This is a genomic window from Steroidobacter cummioxidans (assembly GCF_003104955.1).
This window is the reverse complement of sequence record NZ_LSRW01000028.1, coordinates 1-19,566: the sequence shown is the minus strand read 5'-3', so window position 1 is coordinate 19,566 and position 19,566 is coordinate 1. Positions and strand designations below refer to the sequence as shown.

At 62.0% G+C, this 19,566-nt stretch carries 16 protein-coding genes; 9 read left to right on the top strand and 7 right to left on the bottom strand.

Annotation, left to right across the window (positions count from 1 at the left end; translation table 11 throughout):
* Positions 1-2 precede the first annotated feature (2 nt).
* From D0550_RS15410 to D0550_RS15400, 3 genes are read right to left on the bottom strand one after another with little or no spacing between them, the layout of a single operon-like run.
* The gene (locus D0550_RS15410) at positions 3-254 is read right to left on the bottom strand and encodes an acyl carrier protein (RefSeq protein WP_116810082.1); all 252 of its coding nucleotides are present in this window, start codon (positions 252-254) and stop codon (positions 3-5) included.
* An 11-nt stretch (positions 255-265) separates the two neighbouring features.
* Positions 266-2,818 carry an SGNH/GDSL hydrolase family protein gene (locus D0550_RS15405; protein ID WP_116810081.1) on the bottom strand — a complete coding sequence of 851 codons (2,553 nt, stop codon included), beginning with the start codon at positions 2,816-2,818 and terminating at the stop codon, positions 266-268.
* Complete coding sequence (locus tag D0550_RS15400; RefSeq protein ID WP_116810080.1) at positions 2,815-3,957, bottom strand: acyl-CoA dehydrogenase family protein; 1,143 nt, start codon at positions 3,955-3,957, stop codon at positions 2,815-2,817. Before D0550_RS15400 ends, D0550_RS15405 begins: the two co-directional genes overlap by 4 nt.
* 486 nt (positions 3,958-4,443) lie before the next feature.
* Between D0550_RS15400 and D0550_RS15395 the strand changes: the two genes are divergently transcribed.
* From D0550_RS15395 to D0550_RS15375, 5 genes are read left to right on the top strand one after another with little or no spacing between them, the layout of a single operon-like run.
* Complete coding sequence (locus D0550_RS15395) at positions 4,444-5,040, top strand: c-type cytochrome (RefSeq protein WP_161965845.1); 597 nt, start codon at positions 4,444-4,446, stop codon at positions 5,038-5,040.
* Positions 5,040-6,194, top strand: coding sequence for a cytochrome-c peroxidase (locus D0550_RS15390; RefSeq protein WP_116810190.1), 1,155 nt, complete (start codon positions 5,040-5,042; stop codon positions 6,192-6,194). The genes D0550_RS15395 and D0550_RS15390 overlap by 1 nt, the downstream gene beginning before the upstream one ends.
* Positions 6,195-6,196: 2 nt before the next feature.
* A complete protein-coding gene (locus D0550_RS15385; protein ID WP_116810078.1) occupies positions 6,197-7,717 on the top strand; it encodes a parallel beta-helix domain-containing protein in 1,521 nt (506 codons plus the stop codon).
* A 32-nt stretch (positions 7,718-7,749) separates the two neighbouring features.
* Positions 7,750-10,170 (top strand): TonB-dependent receptor, encoded by a 2,421-nt coding sequence (locus D0550_RS15380; RefSeq protein ID WP_206606310.1) that lies wholly within the window; start codon positions 7,750-7,752, stop codon positions 10,168-10,170.
* Positions 10,171-10,187: 17 nt separating this feature from the next.
* Positions 10,188-11,597 (top strand): aldehyde dehydrogenase family protein, encoded by a 1,410-nt coding sequence (locus tag D0550_RS15375; RefSeq protein ID WP_206606309.1) that lies wholly within the window; start codon positions 10,188-10,190, stop codon positions 11,595-11,597.
* On the opposite strand, the gene D0550_RS15370 is transcribed toward D0550_RS15375, so the two are convergent.
* Both D0550_RS15370 and D0550_RS15365 read right to left on the bottom strand, forming a co-directional pair.
* Positions 11,581-12,924, bottom strand: a complete 1,344-nt coding sequence (locus tag D0550_RS15370; protein ID WP_116810075.1) for a sensor histidine kinase — start codon at positions 12,922-12,924, stop codon at positions 11,581-11,583. The two genes, D0550_RS15375 and D0550_RS15370, sit on opposite strands and share 17 nt — an antisense overlap.
* Positions 12,921-13,661, bottom strand: coding sequence for a response regulator (locus D0550_RS15365; protein ID WP_116810074.1), 741 nt, complete (start codon positions 13,659-13,661; stop codon positions 12,921-12,923). Before D0550_RS15365 ends, D0550_RS15370 begins: the two co-directional genes overlap by 4 nt.
* 227 nt (positions 13,662-13,888) lie before the next feature.
* On the opposite strand from D0550_RS15365, the gene D0550_RS15360 reads away from it, so the two are divergent.
* From D0550_RS15360 to D0550_RS15350, 3 genes are read left to right on the top strand one after another with little or no spacing between them, the layout of a single operon-like run.
* A complete protein-coding gene (locus D0550_RS15360; protein WP_174842499.1) occupies positions 13,889-14,629 on the top strand; it encodes an SDR family NAD(P)-dependent oxidoreductase in 741 nt (246 codons plus the stop codon).
* A 10-nt stretch (positions 14,630-14,639) separates the two neighbouring features.
* A complete protein-coding gene (locus D0550_RS15355) occupies positions 14,640-15,674 on the top strand; it encodes an alpha/beta fold hydrolase (protein ID WP_116810073.1) in 1,035 nt (344 codons plus the stop codon).
* Positions 15,674-16,177 carry a cytochrome P460 family protein gene (locus tag D0550_RS15350; RefSeq protein WP_116810072.1) on the top strand — a complete coding sequence of 168 codons (504 nt, stop codon included), beginning with the start codon at positions 15,674-15,676 and terminating at the stop codon, positions 16,175-16,177. The genes D0550_RS15355 and D0550_RS15350 overlap by 1 nt, the downstream gene beginning before the upstream one ends.
* Positions 16,178-16,191: 14 nt before the next feature.
* Here the strand turns inward: D0550_RS15350 and D0550_RS15345 are convergent, their stop codons facing one another.
* Entirely contained in the window at positions 16,192-16,797 is a 606-nt protein-coding gene (locus tag D0550_RS15345) for a response regulator transcription factor (protein ID WP_116810071.1), read from the bottom strand.
* Positions 16,794-18,761, bottom strand: a complete 1,968-nt coding sequence (locus D0550_RS15340; protein WP_116810070.1) for an ATP-binding protein — start codon at positions 18,759-18,761, stop codon at positions 16,794-16,796. Before D0550_RS15340 ends, D0550_RS15345 begins: the two co-directional genes overlap by 4 nt.
* 236 nt (positions 18,762-18,997) lie before the next feature.
* Between D0550_RS15340 and D0550_RS15335 the strand changes: the two genes are divergently transcribed.
* A partial coding sequence (locus tag D0550_RS15335) for a glycosyltransferase family 2 protein (protein WP_349770720.1) occupies positions 18,998-19,566 on the top strand: 569 nt, incomplete at its 3' end.

Below are 19,566 nucleotides of genomic sequence, written 5' to 3'. Positions count from 1 at the left end.
CACTAGCCACGCTGCTTCGCAGTCACTAACGCTGCGATGCTTGCGACCGTGGAGAGATTGCCCGCATCCAGATCGTCCGCCTCGAACTCCACTTGATACTGCGCTTCGAGGAACGTGACCAACTTCAAGGTCGACATCGAGTCGAGGATGCCGCTCTCCTTGAGCTCGGTCGAATCGGTCAGATTGGCGGCATCCTCGCCCGGCAGAAAGTTTTCCAGGATGAATCTGCGCACCAGCTCGCGTACGTTTTCCATTCGTTCTTCCTTTATTCGTGAGTACGGTTTTGCAGCTGTTCCGGCGGCAGCGCGCCGATCAGCTGCGTGTAAAGGGCATCCGCGATCACCTGATGCCCCATCGCGTTTGGATGATCGTCCCAGGGCGCCACTCTCAACAGGGCACGATCCTCCGCTGGAAATACGTCGAACAGATCGAAGACGAGAAACTGGGCGCGACGGATGGCTTCAATGTTTGGCACCTCCGCGGGCGCATCGTCGATGACGGCGTTGAGCGCCAGCACCGCGGGAACCGCACCGTTGTCGCGTGCGACAGTCGCAACACGTTCCAACGCCCAGTCGTTAACCTCATCGGAGATGCGCCGTACGCGAGCTTCAAACTCTCCTTGAGGCATGCGCGGCTGCAGCCCCAGCGTGCGGGCCAGAGCTCGGCCTATCTCTGTGGGAATGGGCACCGATCCGCGGTCGACGTGATCGATGCCAGCGCGAGCCAGGATGGCGCGCAGATCTTCGGAAACGGGGATCTCTTTCCAGGTGACCTTCCCAATGTAGGTTTCCGTCATCGCGCGCCCCCGATGATAGTGAGTGACGATCACCATGTCGGGAGCGAACTGCAGCACACGGTCCTCCAGCATTGCCAACTGCTGCGGCATCGTAAAACCGTCCACTGCGAAATTGAGAATCTCGAATTTCCGCTGGTCCGTACCCGCAAGCTCGCTGTTGAGCCGCTGCTCGACCAGATGTTCGAACGTTTCTCCATCAGCAACGCCATTGCCCATGGCATGAGACGGCCCCAGCAGTGCGATACGGTAAGTGCCGGCAGGCTTCTGCAGCGAGTACTCCTGGTCCCGCATCCCGAAGGCATTGGTGGTAAACGTATTGCCGTTCCAGACCAGATTGAGCGAAGGATTCAGGTCACGCTCCACGGCATCCTCGCGCGTGCGAATGATGCCCGCCTGAGCCGCATCGAGCCATTGCGACCGGTCGACCTGAGAATCGGCAACGACAGCATTGATCTGTCCGCGCACATCCAGTTGCTCGTAGTAGCCGCGGTGATGTTTCGCGGCATCCTGCACGTTCAAGCCTGTCTCCTGCAGAGATGCGAGCGCCCTGTCCCAGGACTGCGGTCCGAGATCTCGAATCGCGGGCCAGGAGATCACGAGCAGGAACATCAGCGACGCCATGCTGCGCACCCAAGGCTGCCGCCATCGCGAGCTCGCCGCCCGCTTGCTGGCCTCCCAATCGAATCCACCGAGCAACGCGACGACGCCGAATATCGCCAGCAGCAGCGCGATGCCCTTCAGGTCTATGTCAGCGGCGCTGGCCAGCATCCAGAGCCATTGGCCGACGGATTCTGCGCTCCACAACGACCACAGCAGGCAGAACGCAAAGAAAGTTGCGGCAGCCTGCAATCCCATCCTCCTATCCCAGCCACCAGCACTGCGCTTGGGAGCCTTGGCCGCGCGCAACTCCTTCAGTGCACCGCGCACGACCAGAGCGCCGAGGATTCCCCAGAACAGCGCATCGGGCCACGTCATCGGAAACCCGCCGCGCAACCAGAACCATTGGTACGAGTGCAGCAACCACGTGGTAACGAACACCGCCGCGGTCGACAGACCCACCGCCATAGCGGGACCGAGGCGCTTCACCCGGAAGTACATGGGGTAGAAGACGGTCTTCATCATGAAGTCCGTCCAGTAGATATTGATTCTGCGCCACAGCTCGGTGAAGCCGTGCGCCAGATAGTAGAGCTTGTGAGTCTCGGGCAAGCGAAAGCCGAACAGATGCAACAGGCCCACGATCAGATGAAACTGACCGGACACCTTGAGGTACAGCAGGAAGGTAGCGAACATGAGCTGCACGACATCCGACAGACGCGCGACGTCGGCAGGGTCGTTGAGCAGGTTGTAGTAGACGAACCGGTACAGGACCAGGTGCACGAGCCCCCGGGAGATCCACAGGATGCCCTGCTCATAAATGGCTGCCTCATCGGCATCGAAGTGGGTGCGCCGGAAAGTCTGATAGTCGACCACCGGATAGAGCGGAAAGGCGACGTTGGGCAGCATGAAGAAATAAGCCAGTGAGGACCACCAGGTGCGCTCACCTTGCTCGCTCTTCAACGCTCGCATGTAGAGGACCAGGCGGAACATGAACATCGAGCCCAGGATCGGCCAGATCGCCGCCGACCAGGGTGAGCCCACCAGATTCATGCGCAGCATGGCCAATCCCGCGCCGGCCAGGACAAGCAACGCGATCCTCAACCGCAACGCGATCGGGATGTGACAGATAGCGATCAGCGTCAGCCCAAGCGCGATCAGCCAGGCGCCATCGGCCAGGCCGAAAACAACGAAAACGGCTGCGATGGAAACGCAGGTGAACAACGGCAGTCGATAATGCAGCGGCAGCGCGATGCTGACCAGAAACCCGCCCGCCGCCAGCCACAGCACCTTCGTAAATGGCACGCCTTCGAGCTGGTAGACATGCACGACGAGCAGGATCAAGGCCAGCTGCCCGATGCTCGACCAATGGCGCAAGTACGCGCTGACACCGACCGGCCGGACTGCGACAGCTGCTTCCGTTCTCACAACCCCAACCCCCGCGCGATGATGTTGCGTTGAATTTCCGACGTCCCCGAGTAGAGCGTGCTGCCAACCGAATCGCGCAGATCGCGCTCGATCTGCATGTCGGTCATGTAGCCGTAGCCGCCGAAGACCTGCACGGCATCCAGACATGATTTGACGAAGCTCTCCGAGACGTGGAGCTTCGCCAGCGCCGCCTCCACCGTGGCATCCTGATTCGCATCCTTGAGCGCGCCAATCCGGTAGACGAGCGGCCGGCACGTCTCGAGCCGCACTTTCATATCTACGATTCGATTCGCAACCGACTGGTACTTGCCGATAGGTTTGCCGAACTGTTTGCGCGTCCTGGCATATGCCAGGCATTCGTCCAGTTGCCGTCGCATCACCCCGAGGCAGCTGGCCAGAATGCAGCCGCGCTCCCACTCCATCGAGCATTCGAAGATCAGCACGCCCCTGCCTTCACGGCCGAGGCGCTGCGCGACCGGCACTCGACAGCCATCGAACACGACTTGCGCCATCGGCGAGGTACGCAGCCCCATCTTGTCGAGCTTGCGGTCGATGACCAGGCCGGGCGTGTCTCGCTCGATGATGAAGGCGGTGATTCCGGTGGCGCCCAGAGCGGGATTGACGGTGGCGTACGCAACGAAGACGTCCGCGACCGGAGCATTGGTAACAAAGGTCTTCGTGCCGCTCAGCACGTAATAGTCACCCTCGCGACGCGCGCGCGTCCGCATGCTGAAGATGTCCGATCCCGCATCCGGCTCCGACGCCGCATTTGCGCCTATGACCGAGCCATCGCAAAGCGACTTGAGATACCTTTGTTTCTGCGCTTCATCGCCGTATCTCAAGATCGGGATCGAGTTGGTCCACAGATGAGCATTGAGCGAGAACAGCAGCCCCTGGTCTCGCAGGCCGCGGCCGAGCCCTTCCATCACTGCCAATAGATCTGAAAGCCCCAGCCCGAGGCCCCCATATTCCTGCGGGATCGGCATGCCGAGCACGCCGAACTCGGCGCAGCGCTGCCAGCCGCTCCGATCGAACGTTGCACTGCGGTCACGCTCGACCATATCGGCAGGCAGACGCTGTGCGAACTCGAAGGCGGCGTCTTGAAGTCTGAGTTGTTCGGCGGAAAGCAAACTACTCATTACCGAATCCCCGCGAGACGGAGTGGATCTGTTTATGTCCCGCGCGATTTGTATGGAGTTTTGCTCGCGCGAACAGCCTCACATGCACTAACCGAGCCCAACCTCGATCAGGGCAGTCCAGTCAATCGATTAGCGCGGAAAACCGGCTTGCATGGCCGCGCGACATGTAAACGTCAGCAACACTCCCGGCGCAGCGCCGCCGATTTGTATACGACGGCTCCGGATCCATCGCGAGCACGGTCCCACTGTCGGACAGTTTTTAGAAACATCGCCCGCCGCGATTGCAATCCGTGGGTAGGTCGGGTATGAACGCAGCGCAACAGCAAGCAACATACAACAGCATCTTTCTTTCTGATGCGCTCGAGCCCATCCCGATCGGCACACGTCGTCCCTGGGGAGGCGACGGTGATGCGGATATCGAACAAGCGAGCGGCAGCGCCAGGCCGACGCTCGCGGCGAACCGCGTTCACGTCATGGATCGGAGCAGTGTTGCTGATATACGGCGCAGGATGTTTCGCCGCCGATGGCGACAAACTGTTCGCACAGTGCGCGGCGTGCCACGGCAGCAAGGGTGAAGGCAACGCGACGTTCAACGCGCCCGCCATTGCCGGCCAGGACACGACATACCTCGAGCGCCAGTTGCGCAACTTCCGGAATCGCCGTCGCGGCATCGACAAGTCCGATGTCCCGGGAGCTCAAATGCAGGCAGCGGCGACGGCGACGCTCGCTAACGACGCGGCTATCGCGAAAGTCGCGAGCTATGTCGCGAGCCTCCCAAAGACCATTACCGCAGTCGCCGCGCCCGGCAATCTGCACAACGGAAACAACCTTTACCAAGGCAAGTGCGGCGCCTGTCATGGCGGAGCGGCCGAAGGCAACCCAGCGCTGAACGCACCGCGACTCGCCGGTCTCGACGCCCCTTATATCAAGCGGCAGTTTGCGCACTTCCGGGATGGAGTGCGCGGCACCGACCCGCAAGACACCCCCGGTCGGCAGATGGCCATGATGGCCAAGACACTGCCATCGGACCGCGATCTCGACGACATCATCGCGTTCATTCATCGGCAGGGCCGCCCCAAATGATGCGCGCGCTCGTGTTGCTCATCGCGGCCGCAGGGACCGCTGGCGCAACCGGGCCGGCATCGACCGATTTCACGCTCAACACCTCTTGCCCGCCGGGATTCGAGAAAACAACGGCCGGCGTGTGCGAACTGCGCACGCTCTATCAATTCTACGACTCGCTCGAGAATCGCGGCCTCGGCGGCACACGCACCGCTCTGCCGCCGCACCGGGACGGATTCACGCCACAGCAGATTGACCTCGGGCGATATCTCTTCTTCGATCCTGTGCTGTCGGGCGATGGCACGCTGTCTTGCGCGAGCTGCCATGATCCCACTCGCGGCCTCTCCGACGCACGTCCGAGATCCATCGGCATCCATGGTGAAGACGCGGGCCGCGCTGCGCCGACACTATGGAACGTGGCATTCCTCAAGCGCTTCTTCTGGGATGCGCGCGCGAGCTCTCTCGAAGCGCAGGCGCCCGGCTCGCTCTACTCGCGCCGTGAGATGGGCAACACGCCGACACAGCTGCTCGCAAGTGTGAACGGCAACGCGATCTATCGTCACCTGTTCCAGCAAGCTTTCCCCAGCCATCGCGATCCAATCACTGAGCAACAGGTTTTCACGGCGCTTGCCGCCTTCCAAACCTCGCTCGTGTCCCTCAACAGTCGTTACGACCGCTATGTTCATGGCTACGATGCCGCGCTCTCGGAACGTGAGATCGAGGGGCTGAACGTATTTCGCTCGTTCGTCGCGCGCTGTTCCGAGTGCCACACGCCGCCATTGTTCACCAACGAGCAGATCGCGGTCATCGGCATGCCCGAGCCCGTCGGCCACCCGTTCGACGTTGGCGCCGAGCCCATTCTGGACAGCCCGAAATTAAAGGGCGGATTCAAGGTGCCCACGCTGCGGAACATCACGCGCACCGCCCCCTACTCACACTCCGGCGCATTCACCGACCTGCGCAGCGTCGTCGAGTTCTACAACAAGGGACGGGGCAACGCGGTGCCCGAGGACTTGCATCTCTATCTGCACTGGCACATCTCGGATCCAAAGCTCACGGACGCCGAGGTCGATCGGATCGTGGATTTTCTGGGCACCCTGACGGACGAGACGTTCCTGCCGCAGCAACCGGCGCGACTCCCGTCCGGCCTGACGCCCATCAAGCGAGGGAAATAAAGATGAAGAAGGGCCTCATCGTGGGATTGCTCGTGGCCGCAGTGTCGTTCGGCGCTGGCGCGTACTTCGGCCGTGGCAGCAAGCAGGATCTGACGATCAGTTCATCGACGCATGGAGCCAGCTATAGCGGTGGCTTCAAGACTGAGGGCGCCGCTGCGACACCGGGGACCGCGATCAGATCAGTCGCAGGTCCGGCGCCGACCAACGTCGTCGTGGTCAAGGATGGCGAATCGATTCAGGCGGCGATCAAAGCAGCGCCGCAGGGAACCATCGTCCGCGTGATGCCCGGCACGTATCACGAAACCGTGTACATCGACAAAGACGACATCCGCATCATCGGCGTGATCGAGGCCGGTCGCCGTGCCGTGCTCGACGGCCAGAAGAAACTCAACGACGCCATTCTCTACTCGGGCAACAACTTCGTCGCCGAAAACCTCGAGATCCGCAACTACAAGGGCAACGGGATCATGGGGCAGGCCGGCAACAACTTCGAGATCCGCAACAACGTGATCGCGGAATCCGGCGTGTACGGCATCTTTCCGCAACTCGGCAAGAACGGCATCGTCGAGCACAACGTGGTTTCAGGGATCGCCGACGCTGCCATCTACATCGGCATGAGCGACAACATCCTGGTCGCGCACAACGACGTGTTCGACAGCGTCGCCGGCATCGAGATCGAGAACAGCCGCCATGCCATCGTCGAGCACAACTACGTGCACAACAACTCGGGCGGTCTGCTCGCGTTCGTCACGCCGGGGCTGCCGATCAAGGACACGGTCGATGTGATCTTCCGTAACAACTTCGTGGTCGGAAACAACCACCCGAACTTCGGCGCGCCCGGCTCGACCGTAGCCGGCATTCCGGCCGGCACCGGCATCCTGGTCATGGCGGCCGACGACGTGGTCATCGAGGGCAATGTCATCTCCGACAACAAGGTGTCCGGCATCATCATCACGGACCACGCCCATGCGCAGAACATCACCGCCGATCCGGAATCGGATCCGAACTCGGATCGCGTGAAAATCCTCGACAACGTGATGCTCAGGAACGGCTACGACACGATCACGGAGGCCAAAGCGCTGCTGCTCGCCGAGGGCAAGGTGGGAGCGAAGAATCTCGACATCGTGCGCGTTGGCCCCAGCCCGGACAGCTGCATCATCAATCGCCACCAGTATGTAACCGTTGGCGTGAGTGACTTCACTGAATGTGAGTTCACCAACACCGCCGCCACCGTCCATTACCTGCTGCCGCCCGTACCGCCACGCGAGATCAAACCGGGCGAACGCGGCAAGGTGGTGTATCTCGGCATCTGCACCGGTTGCCATACCTATAACGGCCGCATGATCGGTCCGCCGGTGCAAGTGATCCAGGCGCTGTACATGGATAACCCGCAGGGCCTCGCCGACTTCATCGCCAAGCCCGTGAAGAAGCGCGATGACTATCCCGAAATGCCACCGCAGGACTATCTCGATCCCGAGACGCGTCTCGCAGTCGCGCACTACATGCTGCAAGTGACGAATTGATCTCACTGACGATCTCACTGATGGAGAACAAGATGAGCAATCGCAGGAACCGGCTCGCGTATGCAATCGCCACGGTGCTGACGGGGACGGGATTCGCGGCCACGGCGCCCGAAGTTGCATTGGCGCAGGAAGCCGAGGTCAGCGGCCTCGAGGAAATTCTGGTGACCGCGCAGCGACGCACGCAATCGCTGCAGGAGGTGCCAATCGCGATGCAAATTGTGGACAGCGCACTGATCAAAGACGTCGTAGCGGAAAATCTTGGCGATCTGAATGGCTTTGTGCCCGGCCTGGTTGTTTCGGACGGCAGCCCCACGCAGCCGCGCTATCAGATCCGCGGCATCCAGACAGGTGACTTCGGCGTTGGCACCGAACCCGCAGTGGGTGTGTACGTCGACGGCGTCTATGCGGCGCGCTCCGGCGCATCGCTGCTCGCATTCAACGACGTCGAGCGCATCGAGGTGTTGAAGGGTCCTCAAGGCACGCTGTTTGGACGCAATAGCGCCGCCGGCGCGATCTCGATCGTCACTCGCCAACCGCAGGACGAATTTCACTCGTTGCTGCGGGTCCGCGTTGGTGAGTACGGCAAGCAATACTACGAAGGCATGCTGAATACGCCGATCGGTGACAGCGTCGCCCTGCGTATCAACGGCGTTTATAACAAGAGCGACGGCTGGCTCAAGGATTCAGCCACAGGCCAGGAGCTCATGCCCGAGGAGAACTGGGCCGGCCGGGTCGCGCTGCGCTGGAAGCTGTCGGAACAGACGAGCGCGACGCTCTCCTGGGACCATGACGACCTCGATCAGCTGGCGCGACCGGCAATCGGCCTCGTGCCGGTGCAGGCCGGTCAGACGCAGATCCCCTACCCGGCCGACCGCACCACCTACCTCGATCCTCGCAAAGCGCCGGTCTATAACGATGTGGTCGGCAATGAGGAATCGCGTCAACTCGATCAGGTGAACCTGTTCATCGACCACACCTTCGGCGAGGCGGACTTTCGCTCCAGCACCTCGTGGCGCCAGTTCGACACCGTCAACCGCGAGGACGAAGACGGCACGAATCTGATCGCCACGTATTTCGATACAGCCAACATCGAGAACAACAAGAGCTTTTACCAGGAGTTCAAGTTCTCCGGCAGAACCGCACGCATCGACTGGGTCGGTGGCGTGAGCTATTACAAAGAGAAGGCCAATCAGATCAGCGACACGCACACCTTCACCGACGGCATCGATACCCTCGCGGTCAACCTCGGCATCTACGACGAGTTGGGCATTCCGTTCCCGCTGTTCGCCGGCACCAGCAGCTTCATCGAGCCGTTCGGTGTCAGCATGCTCGGCCTGCCGTGGCGCGAAGCCATGTACAACCGCGGCGACTTCGAGGCGTACGCGGCATTCGGCGACGTGATCTGGCACGTCAACGACCGCACCAACCTGACCTTCGGTCTGCGCTACACGCACGACACCAAGAAGTTCACGTGGATCAATGGCCCGCATGAGACCCCGGAGCTCGACCAGGTGGTCGCGGGACTCGAACAGGTGGGCTTCTTCACGATATTCCCGATTCCGCCCGAGGCGTATCGCTTCGCGGATGTCGTGTTCCAGGTGGACACGCCGCCCGGCGGCGTGTCCAAGAAAGACTCTTGGGACGACGTGAGCCCGCGCCTGGTGCTCGACTACAAGATTACCCCGAACGTCATGATGTTTGGCTCGCTCGCCAAAGGCTACAAGGCCGGCGGCTATAACAGCACCGAGGTCGGATCGGAGTTCGAGAACGAGGACGTGTGGAATGTCGAGACCGGCATCAAGAGCGTGTTCCCGCAGGTGGGCGTGATTCTCAACGCTTCGGCGTTCTACTACATCTATGAAAATAAGCAGGCGATCTCGCTGGTCAGCGACATCGAAGGCTCCGAGATTCCGCAGTACCTGATCGACACCAGCGACGAGAAAGCTTGGGGCATCGACGTTGACGCACAGTGGCGCCCGATAGATCAGTTCAGGCTCTACGCCAACGTTGCCTTCATCGACGCGACGTACAAGAAGAAAGTGACGCGGGGCGAGGATCCACTCAACCTCTCGGGCGAACCGACGGGTGAGCCGTATCTCAGCGCCTCGCTTGGAGCGAGCTACAGTTGGGCGCTGGGCGCCACAGGCGACGTGGAGTTGTCAGGCCGGTACGCGTATCGTGGCAAGTCGCGCTGTAACGCGGACTCCGAGCGACAGGGCAATTGCGCACTGCAGGCCGCCTTCAAGGTCGGCGAGGCCACGCAGCGTCTCGACCTGCGGCTTGGCTGGACCAGCGCGAACGACACGCTCGGCCTCGCGGCATACGTAACGAACGTGCTGAACGATCAGTACGTGACCGGCATCAACAACCTTACGACCGACACGTTCGGCACGCCGTTCGCTTCGATCTCCAGACCGCGCCAGTGGGGCGTGGAAGCGATGGTCTCGTTTTGAGAGAAATGGAACTGCTAATGGATGATTCCGCCGCGAGGCTGTTCGAGTCGCAGGCAGCAACGGCATTGCGGCTGAGACAATCGACCGCCGCTCAGCGCCGCCTCAAGTTGACGCAACTGGTCGACGCCACTCTGGAGCGCAAGGATGCGCTACTGGAGGCGGCCAGCCGTGACTTGAGCAAACATCCGACGGAAACCATCCTCACTGAGCTGCTGCCGCTGCTCGGCGAGGCGAAGCATGCCATTGCGAAGTTGAAACGCTGGATGAAGCCGCATCGGATCAGCCCGACCATGGCAACGCTCGGCACGACCTCCCGCGTGATGTATCAGCCCAAAGGCCGCTGCCTCATCATCAGCCCCTGGAACTATCCATTGAGCTTGTCCCTGGGGCCGCTGGTCTCCGCCGTGGCCGCGGGCAACACGGCGATTCTCAAGCCCTCGGAGTTCACGCCTCACACCAATCGCGTCGTCGCGGACATCATCAAGGCCGTATTCGCGAGCGACGAAGTCGCCGTCGTCGAAGGTGCGGCGGAGACTGCCACCGCCCTGCTCTCGCTACCCTTCGACCATATCTTTTTCACGGGCTCGCCGGCCGTCGGCAAGATCGTCATGGCGGCGGCGGCTCGCAATCTCACCTCGGTGACGCTGGAGCTCGGAGGAAAATCACCTGTCATCGTGGACGCGACTGCGGATCTGCGCAGTGCCGCGGAACACATCATCTGGGGAAAGATGGTGAACGCAGGCCAAACCTGCATCGCCCCCGACTATGTGTACGTGCATCGTGATGTCGCCGACCGCTTTGTCGATCTGTGCCGCAGCACCATCGCCCAGCGCTACGGCGACAGCGACGCTGCGATCAAGAGCAGTCCCGATTTTCCCCGCATGATTCATCGTCGGCACGCAGAACGCGTCGCTCGGCTCATCGATGAAGCGGTACAGGCCGGCGGCCAGATCGCGTGTGGCGGCACAGCCGACGCCGATTCGCGCTACGTCGCACCCACACTGCTGCGAGACGTTCCACCCAATGCGCAGATTCGCACCGAGGAGATCTTCGGTCCGGTGTTGCCCATCCTCACATTCGATTCTCTCGACACAATCATCGCGGAGATCAACGCGGCACCGAAACCGTTGGCGCTGTACGTGTGGAGCAAGAGTGCGCGCACCGTCCAAGCGATCGAAACGAATACGAGCTCCGGCAGCCTGTGCGTGAACCTGTGCTTACAGCAATTTGCACAACACAATTTGCCGTTTGGCGGCGTCAACACCTCGGGCATCGGCAATGCGCACGGCCTCTTCGGTTTCAAAGCGTTCTCTCACGAGCGCGCGGTGATGTCCGCCGGCCCGCTCTCGGCCCTGGAACTGCTGTTTCCTCCCTACAACGCGCGCAAGCGTCGGCTGAGCGATTTGCTGATCAAGTACGTGACGTGAGCGGCACGGCGGCGCTGAGAGTCACGGTCGCCCGCAACCCACCACCCTCGCGATTGCTCAACGCCAGGCTGCCGCCCAGCGCCTGCGTGAGTTGTTGAGCGATCGCCAGGCCCAAACCGGTACCGCCACTCGCGCGACACCGTGATGACTCGAGCCGATGGAATGGCTGCAGCACCGCTTCCAACTGATCCGCTGGAATGCCCGGACCGCGATCCATGACTTCGATGCAGACCCGCCCCGGTTCCACACGCAGCGCCGCTTCGGCATTGCCTGCATATGCCAGCGCATTGTCGATCAGGTTCTGTACGACCCGGCGCAGCACCTGCGGGTGCGTTTGCAACGATGGCTTGTCGCCAGCGCTGCGCACCACAGCCTTGCCCATGTCTTGATAATCACCCACCACGCTGTCGAGGAAGGATTCCAGATCGAGCCGCACTGACGGTCCCATAGCCACATTGGCGCTGCGAGCATAGTTCACTCCTTCGCGGACCAGCTGGCTGACATGGTTTACATCCTGCAATAGACGCTCCTGCGCAGGGCTTTCGTCCATGGCCTCCAGACGCAGCCGCATTCGAGTGATCGGTGTCTGCAGATCGTGTGAAATCGCAGCCAGGATCTGCATGCGCTCAGCCACGTGGGCGGCAACACGCGAGCGCAACGCGTTGAGCGCACGCGCGGCCTTCACCACTTCCGACGGGCCCACCTGTGAAAGTTGCTCACCCGCCCCCGATGGATCCATCCGATCGGCGGCCTCTGCCAACTGCGCCAGGGGTCTCGTTGCCAGTCGTACCGCAAGCCACGCGCATCCCAACAGCAAGATCACTTGCACTACCAGCACCCAGGGCAGCCATCGCGCAATCGGCAACAAGGAAGGCGTGACTTCGATGGTCAACGGCTGCCCATCCGCCAGAGTCAATTCCACCTCGTAGCGCTCGGGCGATGCGGATACCGCTCGCGGGCGCAGCTCATAGCGTTGGTTCAGCGAACGGTCGATCAACCCCGTCACCTGCCGGGCTCGATCGCTCGCCAACGGCCCGCCCGGCGCAGCGGGACGCAGCAGATATCGATAGGTACGACGCTCCAACCGCGGCAGCCATGCTGTTCGCTGCGCTGCTGGCAGATGTTCGAGGAGCGCGACACTCACCGGAATGTCTTGCTCCAAGCCAGTCAGCATCATCGAACGCGTAGCGCCGGCGCGTTCGTAGAACAAGGATCCGAAGGAAAGCGCGTGCGCCAGCAGCAGCCCCGCGGCAAGAATCAAGATGAGCCGCCCGCCCAGGGTGCCGGGCAGCACGCGGAATTCACGTTTCGAGGTGGCACCACTCATTCGTCCTCACCCACGAGCACCACCGGCTGACTGAAGACATAGCCCTCACTGCGAACGGTCTTGATGTAGGTCTGCTCGCGTGCGCCATCACCAAGACGTTGCCGCAGGCGACTCACCAACAGGTCGATGGAGCGATCGAACATTTCCGCATCCCGTCCTTGGGTCAGGTTGAGCAACTGGTCGCGGCTCAGCACCCGTTGCGGGTGATCGATGAAGACGCGCAGCAGTCGAAACTCCGCACCGCTCAGCGCATAAGCCGTGCCTTCCCGGTCCAACAAATGACGCGCCGTGGTATCCAGGCGCCACTGGCCAAAAGCGATCAAACGTGCGGCTTCGCTGACTTGCAGGTTGGGCGGCAACATACGAGTGCGGCGGATCACTGCGGTGATCCGCGCCAATAGCTCTCGCGAGGAGAACGGCTTGACCACGTAATCGTCCGCGCCCATCTCCAGGCCGACGATGCGATCCGTTTCGTCGTCGCGGGCCGTCAGCATCACCACCGGAATGCTACGAAACTTCCCAGCGCGCAAATTTCGGCAAAGAGACAGGCCATCTTCGCCCGGCATCATGACGTCCAGGACGATGAGATCCACGTCGCTGGTTTCCAGTACGGCGCGCAGCTCGCGTCCATTCGCCGCCAGGCTGGTGCGCAGCCCGTTTTTGCGCAGGTAATCGCCGACCATCTGGCGAATGTCGAGATCGTCGTCGACAACCAGAATGTGGTCGATATGGGACATCGCAGGCCTCCAATCGCAAACGAGCAGCTATTGCCTTCGGCACGAATCGTACCGCCCCACGGCGGTGCCTGCCGGGAGGCTTTGTATCACTGTGTATCTGCAGCGGCGATCCCATGGATTCGCTGACAAATCCGCCCGCTCTGGACACGTCGCCGACACGTCCCTCGCTTGCAATGGTGCCATCGCCGACGCAGCTGCCGTTGGCCCCGCAACTAGAGGTCATTCCCATGCAAACCGACTCGAAAACTTCCCAGAAAGCCGCGCTGGTGTTCGGCGGCTCTCGCGGTATCGGCGCCGCTGTCGCCAAGCGCCTGGCTCGCGAAGGCTACGCCGTCGCGTTGACCTACGTCTCGCGTCCGGACAAGGCCGCCGAGGTGGTAGCGAGCATTCAGGGCGCGGGCGGACGGGCACTCGCCATCAAAGCCGACAGCGCCGATCCAACTCAAATCACCGCAGCGGTAGCGGCCGCCGTTGAGCGCTTCGGCCGATTGCATGTGGCGGTGGTCAGTGCCGGTCTTTACCAGGGCGCGCCGTTGGATCAATTCCGCCTGGAAACGTTGGATCGAATGTTGAGCGTCAATGTCCGCGGTGTGTTTCTGGCGATTCAAGCGGCGGCGGCGCACCTGAGCGACGGCGGCCGCATCATCACCATCGGCAGCAACGTGGCGGTTCGCAGTGGCGTGGTCGGCAGCAGCGTCTACGCAATGACCAAGTCGGCGGTCGCCACGCTGGTGCGCGAGCTCGCCCTGGACCTGGCGCCGCGCCGGATCACGGTCAACAACATCCAGCCCGGCCCGATCGAAACCGACATCACCGCCGATTTCCTGGAGGCGCTCGCCCAGCGCAATCCGCTGGGTCGAGTGGGACGGCCAGAGGAAGTGGCCGGGCTGGTCGCTTATCTGAGCGGCGATGAATCGGGCTACATGACCGGCGCCAGTCTGACGATCGATGGTGGCTTCACCCTCTAAGGACGATGTCATGAACGCCAACCTTTCTGCTATCGCACGCCCCCAACGTTCGCGCCTGGCTGCGCGCGTCATCTTGAGCTTCGCGGCCCTGCTCGCCGCTGGGACTACATCCGCTATGACATCCTCCTCGCTGATCGCAAACAAACAGGTGGAGGCCAACGACCTCAGCATCGGCTACGCCGAGCTGGGTCCGGCCGACGGCCAGGTCGTAATCCTGCTGCATGGATGGCCTTACGACATCAACAGCTATGGCGAAGTGGCGCCGCTGCTCGCATCGAAGGGTTATCGCGTGATCGTGCCGCATCTGCGCGGCTACGGCAGCACGCGCTTCCTCTCGAAAGATGCGCTTCACAATGGCGAGCCGGCGGCGCTGGCTTCGGATGTGATCGGCTTGATGGATGCGCTGCAGATCGACCGTGCCGTGCTAGCGGGCTATGACTGGGGCGCACGCTCGGCGGGCATCGTCGCTGCGTTGTGGCCTGAGCGCGTCAAGGCACTGGTCTCGGTGAGCGGCTATTTGATAAGCAGCCAAGCGGCCGGTCAGCAACCGCTGCCACCCAAAGCCGAGCTGCAGTGGTGGTATCAATATTACTTCGCCACCGAGCGTGGCCGCGCGGGCTATGCGCAGTACACGCATGACTTCGCCAAACAAATCTGGCAGCTGGCCTCTCCGCAATGGCATTTCGACGATGCCACGTTCGAGCGCAGCGCCGCGGCACTGGACAACCCCGACCACGTCGCCATCGTCATTCATAACTATCGTTGGCGACTCGGGCTGGCGCAGGGCGAGCCGAAGTACGCTGCAATCGAACAGCGACTGGCACAAAGCCCGACGATCGGCGTGCCGACGATCACGATCGAAGGCGATGCCAATGGAGCGCCGCATCCGCTGCCAGCAACTTACGCGAGCAAGTTCACTGGTCCGTACCAGCACCGCTTGTTTACAGGCGGCATTGGACACAACCCACCGCAGGAAGCTCCGAGCGAGTTCACACAGGCGGTTCTCGATGCCGATCGCTTGGCTACATCCCGAGGAGCACGCTGATGCGTAAACGATTTTTCAGTGGATTCGGTATCGCGATCATCACGCTGGCAGCCCTCTGCGTCGTGCATGCCGAAACCGATAGTCACAAGAAATCTCCGATCTATGGCGTCGAGCTACCAAGGCAGTATCGGGATTGGCCGCTGATCGCGCCGGCGCACGAGGCCGCGCCGTTCGATGAGTTGCGCGTCGTGCTGGGAAACGCAGCGGCGATGCGCGCCTATCGCGACAACATCCGGCCCTTCCCCGACGGCGCGGTGCTGATCAAGCTGGCGTGGCAGCACGTGCAGTCTCCTGACTTCAAGTCAGCGTCGATCCCAGGGGACGCAACCACGGTGCAAGTCATGGTGAAGAATTCGAAACGTTACGCGGCTACCGGAGGCTGGGGCTACGGACGCTTCATCGCTGGTCAGCCGGCCGACGAGGCGCAACACCAGACGTGCCATGCCAGTCACGCGGCACTCGTCAAAGATCGAGACTATGTCTTTACTCGGTTGGCGCCTTGAAACTGCGCTTTGGATCAGGACGAAACGCTCAGGCTGAGTTTCACCAGGTCCGCCGCGCTACGACTCTGCAGTTTCTCCATGACGCGTGCTTTGTAAACTTCCACGGTGCGCGGGCTGATGCCGAGCTGTCGCGCGATATCGCGGTTCTGCAGACCGTTGGCAAGAAGATCGAACACCTCGCGCTCGCGGGGTGTGAGCCGCTCCAGCATGCTGAGTTTCTTCCGTTGCTCGCTGGCAGCCGCACGGCATTGTGCGTCGATGCCGATCGCGTTTCTCAGGACGTCAACGAGCACCTCGTCGTCGACGGGCTTTTCCAGAAAATCGACGGCGCCGTTCTTGAGCGCCGTGCGTGCGGTCGAAACATCGCCGTGCGCCGTAAGCACGACGATAGGTAGCTGGACACCTCGGGCACGCAGCTCGATCTGCAGCTCCAGACCCGACATGCCGGGCATGCGCAGGTCGGTCAGCAGACAACCGCACATCTCGGGACTGTACGTGGCGAGAAACTGCTCGGCGCCCGCAAACACCTGCGTTCGCAACCGCTTGAGCGACAACAGCAGGCTCAGCGAATCGCGCACGGCGGCATCGTCATCGACCAGAAATACGGTAGGTTCGTTCATAAGTTGGACTGCGTCGTTGCAGTGGTGGGGATACACAGCACAAAGCGCGCACCGCCGAGCGAGCCGCCCGGCTCGGCCCACAGATCGCCGCCTTGGGCGCGGATCAGCGAACGGCTGATCGCAAGCCCCAGGCCCATGCCGGCCGGCTTGCTGGTCACGAAGGGCTCGAACAACTGCGCGGCAATTTCAGGCGTTGGTCCCGGGCCGGTGTCTTCGATCGCTATGCTCACGGTCCGCACGTCATGCGTGGCGGTCACCGCAATCTCATGATCCGCTCGGCCGGTCGCCGCGATGGCATCGAGGGCATTGCCCAGCAGATTGTGCAGAATCATTTCGATCTGCGTGCCATCGCAGTTCACCGGCGGCAGGTCGGCAGCGAAGTCTGTATGCAAGCGGCTTTGAGTTTGCGTCAGCCGCTCGTCGTGGCTGCGAACGACAGAGGCGATCAACTGCGGAATCTCGATGATCTCCCGCTGCGGCTCGCTGCCGCGATAGAAATCACGCAGACGTCGCAATACATCGGAAGTTCGGATGGCTTCGTTAGCTGCCTTATCGAGCGTGATTCCAAGACGCTTGTCCTGATCGTGGAGCGGATCGGCGAGAATCTGCGCCGCGCGCAAATAAGAGACCAGCGCGGTAATGGGTTGGTTCAGCTCGTGTGTCACGGCCGAGGCGAGTTCGCCCGCAACGGCAAACCGCATGGCACGCGCCAGTGCTTCCTCGCGCTCGCGCGCCTGCGCCTCGCTCGCCAACCGCTCTGTGATGTCTCGGACCACGAGGATGTAACCTTGCGCACTCGCGGTGTCCCGATTCGCCCATGCGAGATCCGTTGGGAAGGTCGAGCCGTCGCCTCGCACCCCTCTCGGGCTGGCGCGACCTTGGCTCGAATCGAGCTCGATGGATTCGAGCCGCGCCGACAGTGGCTGCCCCGCCAACTGCTTTTCGCTCATACCGAACATGTCGGCAGCCGCTGCGTTGGCCGACACGATCCGCAGGTTTGTGTCCGTCGTCACTATCGCATCGGGCGCCATCGCCATGATGGCACGTTGCTCACCTTCGCGCTCCGCCACCCGGCGCAACGCCACGGCTCGATCGGCTGCCACCGCACCGAGCAGCAATCCCGTCGTTCCCAAAGTCACCATCAGCAACTGCAGATCGAGCAGCGGCGGCGTGTAGATGAGGTCATCCTCCACCGTCAGCATCAGGCTGAACTGCAGGATCAGAATGCACAACGCTGTGCCCGGCACTCCCCAGCGCAGAGCGACCCAGATGACGGGCACGAACAGCGGATAGAAGAAGCGCATGTCCTCCGTGTTGTGATCGCCGAAGATGCCCCAGAGCAAAACCCCGATCAGAACGGCCAGGCCGGCCACTTCCACGCGACGAGCCGCTATCGCGCGCAGCCCCTCTCGCCACCGAGGCGCGCTCAGCAAGACGGGCGTGACAGTCAAGATGCCGTTGAAGTCGCCAACAAAGTAGCGCGCGATGCGTCCGATGATCCGCTCGATCGGCACCCCACTGGTCGGCCTGAATAGCAGCGCGTATCCGCAAGCGACGCAGAGCGTAACGATTGCCCCCACAACGAGCAGCCACACGACGTGCCGTGGAAACTCGATCGATTCGGCCAGTTCGTGTCTTCTCAACACGTGCGCGCCACACGCGTAAACAGCAGCGATGAGCGCAGCTCCCAGCAGCAGCACGGACCAGCCTGCCTGCTGTCCTCGAATCATGATTTCCGCAAGTACGACGGCCAGCAGCGTCAGCCATGCCCGCGAGGCGCCGCAAACGATCAGCATCGCCATAGTCAATCCGGCCTGGGGATTCCACGGCGTGATGCCGAGTTTCAGCTCCGGCTGCACGTAACTCAGCCAGTCGAGCAGTACGTAACCGGCGATGTAGGCCACCGCCATGGCAAACGTACGCGGCCACGCGGATTCATGAAGCTGCCCAGCGATGGATGACATGCGCCGCGAGCGTAGTGACTCGATGGATCGATGTCACGTATGGAGGCCCTTACGGTCCGGCCCTAATAGAGTGCGTCGCAGCAGCATGAAAAACTCGATCGCGCCCTATGAAAACCTCCACTTCAGCTGCCGCCCTCGACCGCCGCCCGCACCTTGCGGACGCCGCCGTCGAACGTTCGCTCGCTGAAACCAGCAGCGTGCGACAAACGTGCGAGCCCGCGGCAGTCGTCCTGCCGATGACGCTCCTGGTGATGACTCACAACGAAGCCGAGAAGATCGGCCGATGCCTCGACAGTGTGACATTCGTTGCGGAAAAGCTGGTCATCGATTGCGGCAGCTCAGACGCCACGGTCGAGATCGCGAAGACGCACGGTGCGCGCGTGGTCCATCAGGACTGGCTCGGATTCGGCAAGCAACGCAACTTCGGCGCGACCCAGGCGGCGCACGACTGGATCTTGTATCTCGACGCGGACGAGTATCTGTCGGCCGAACTGGTCGGCGAAATGATGCGTCATCTGCCCGCCCTGCTCGCTTCGGAGAGTGCTGGCGCGACGTTGGTTCGCGCCTCCTGGTTCATGGGCGCGCCGATGCGCTGGTATCGGCCCATGGCGCGAGAAAAGATCACGCGTCTGTATCATCGACGACGTGCCCGCTGGCGCGACGTGCGTGTGCATGAATCGCTGGAATTCACCGGGCACGTCACCCGCTTTCGCGCCCCGGTCTACCACGACCACAATCCCACCCTCGTACATCGTCAATGCAAGCTGCTGCGTTATGCCTGTCTCTTATACACATCTGACGCTGC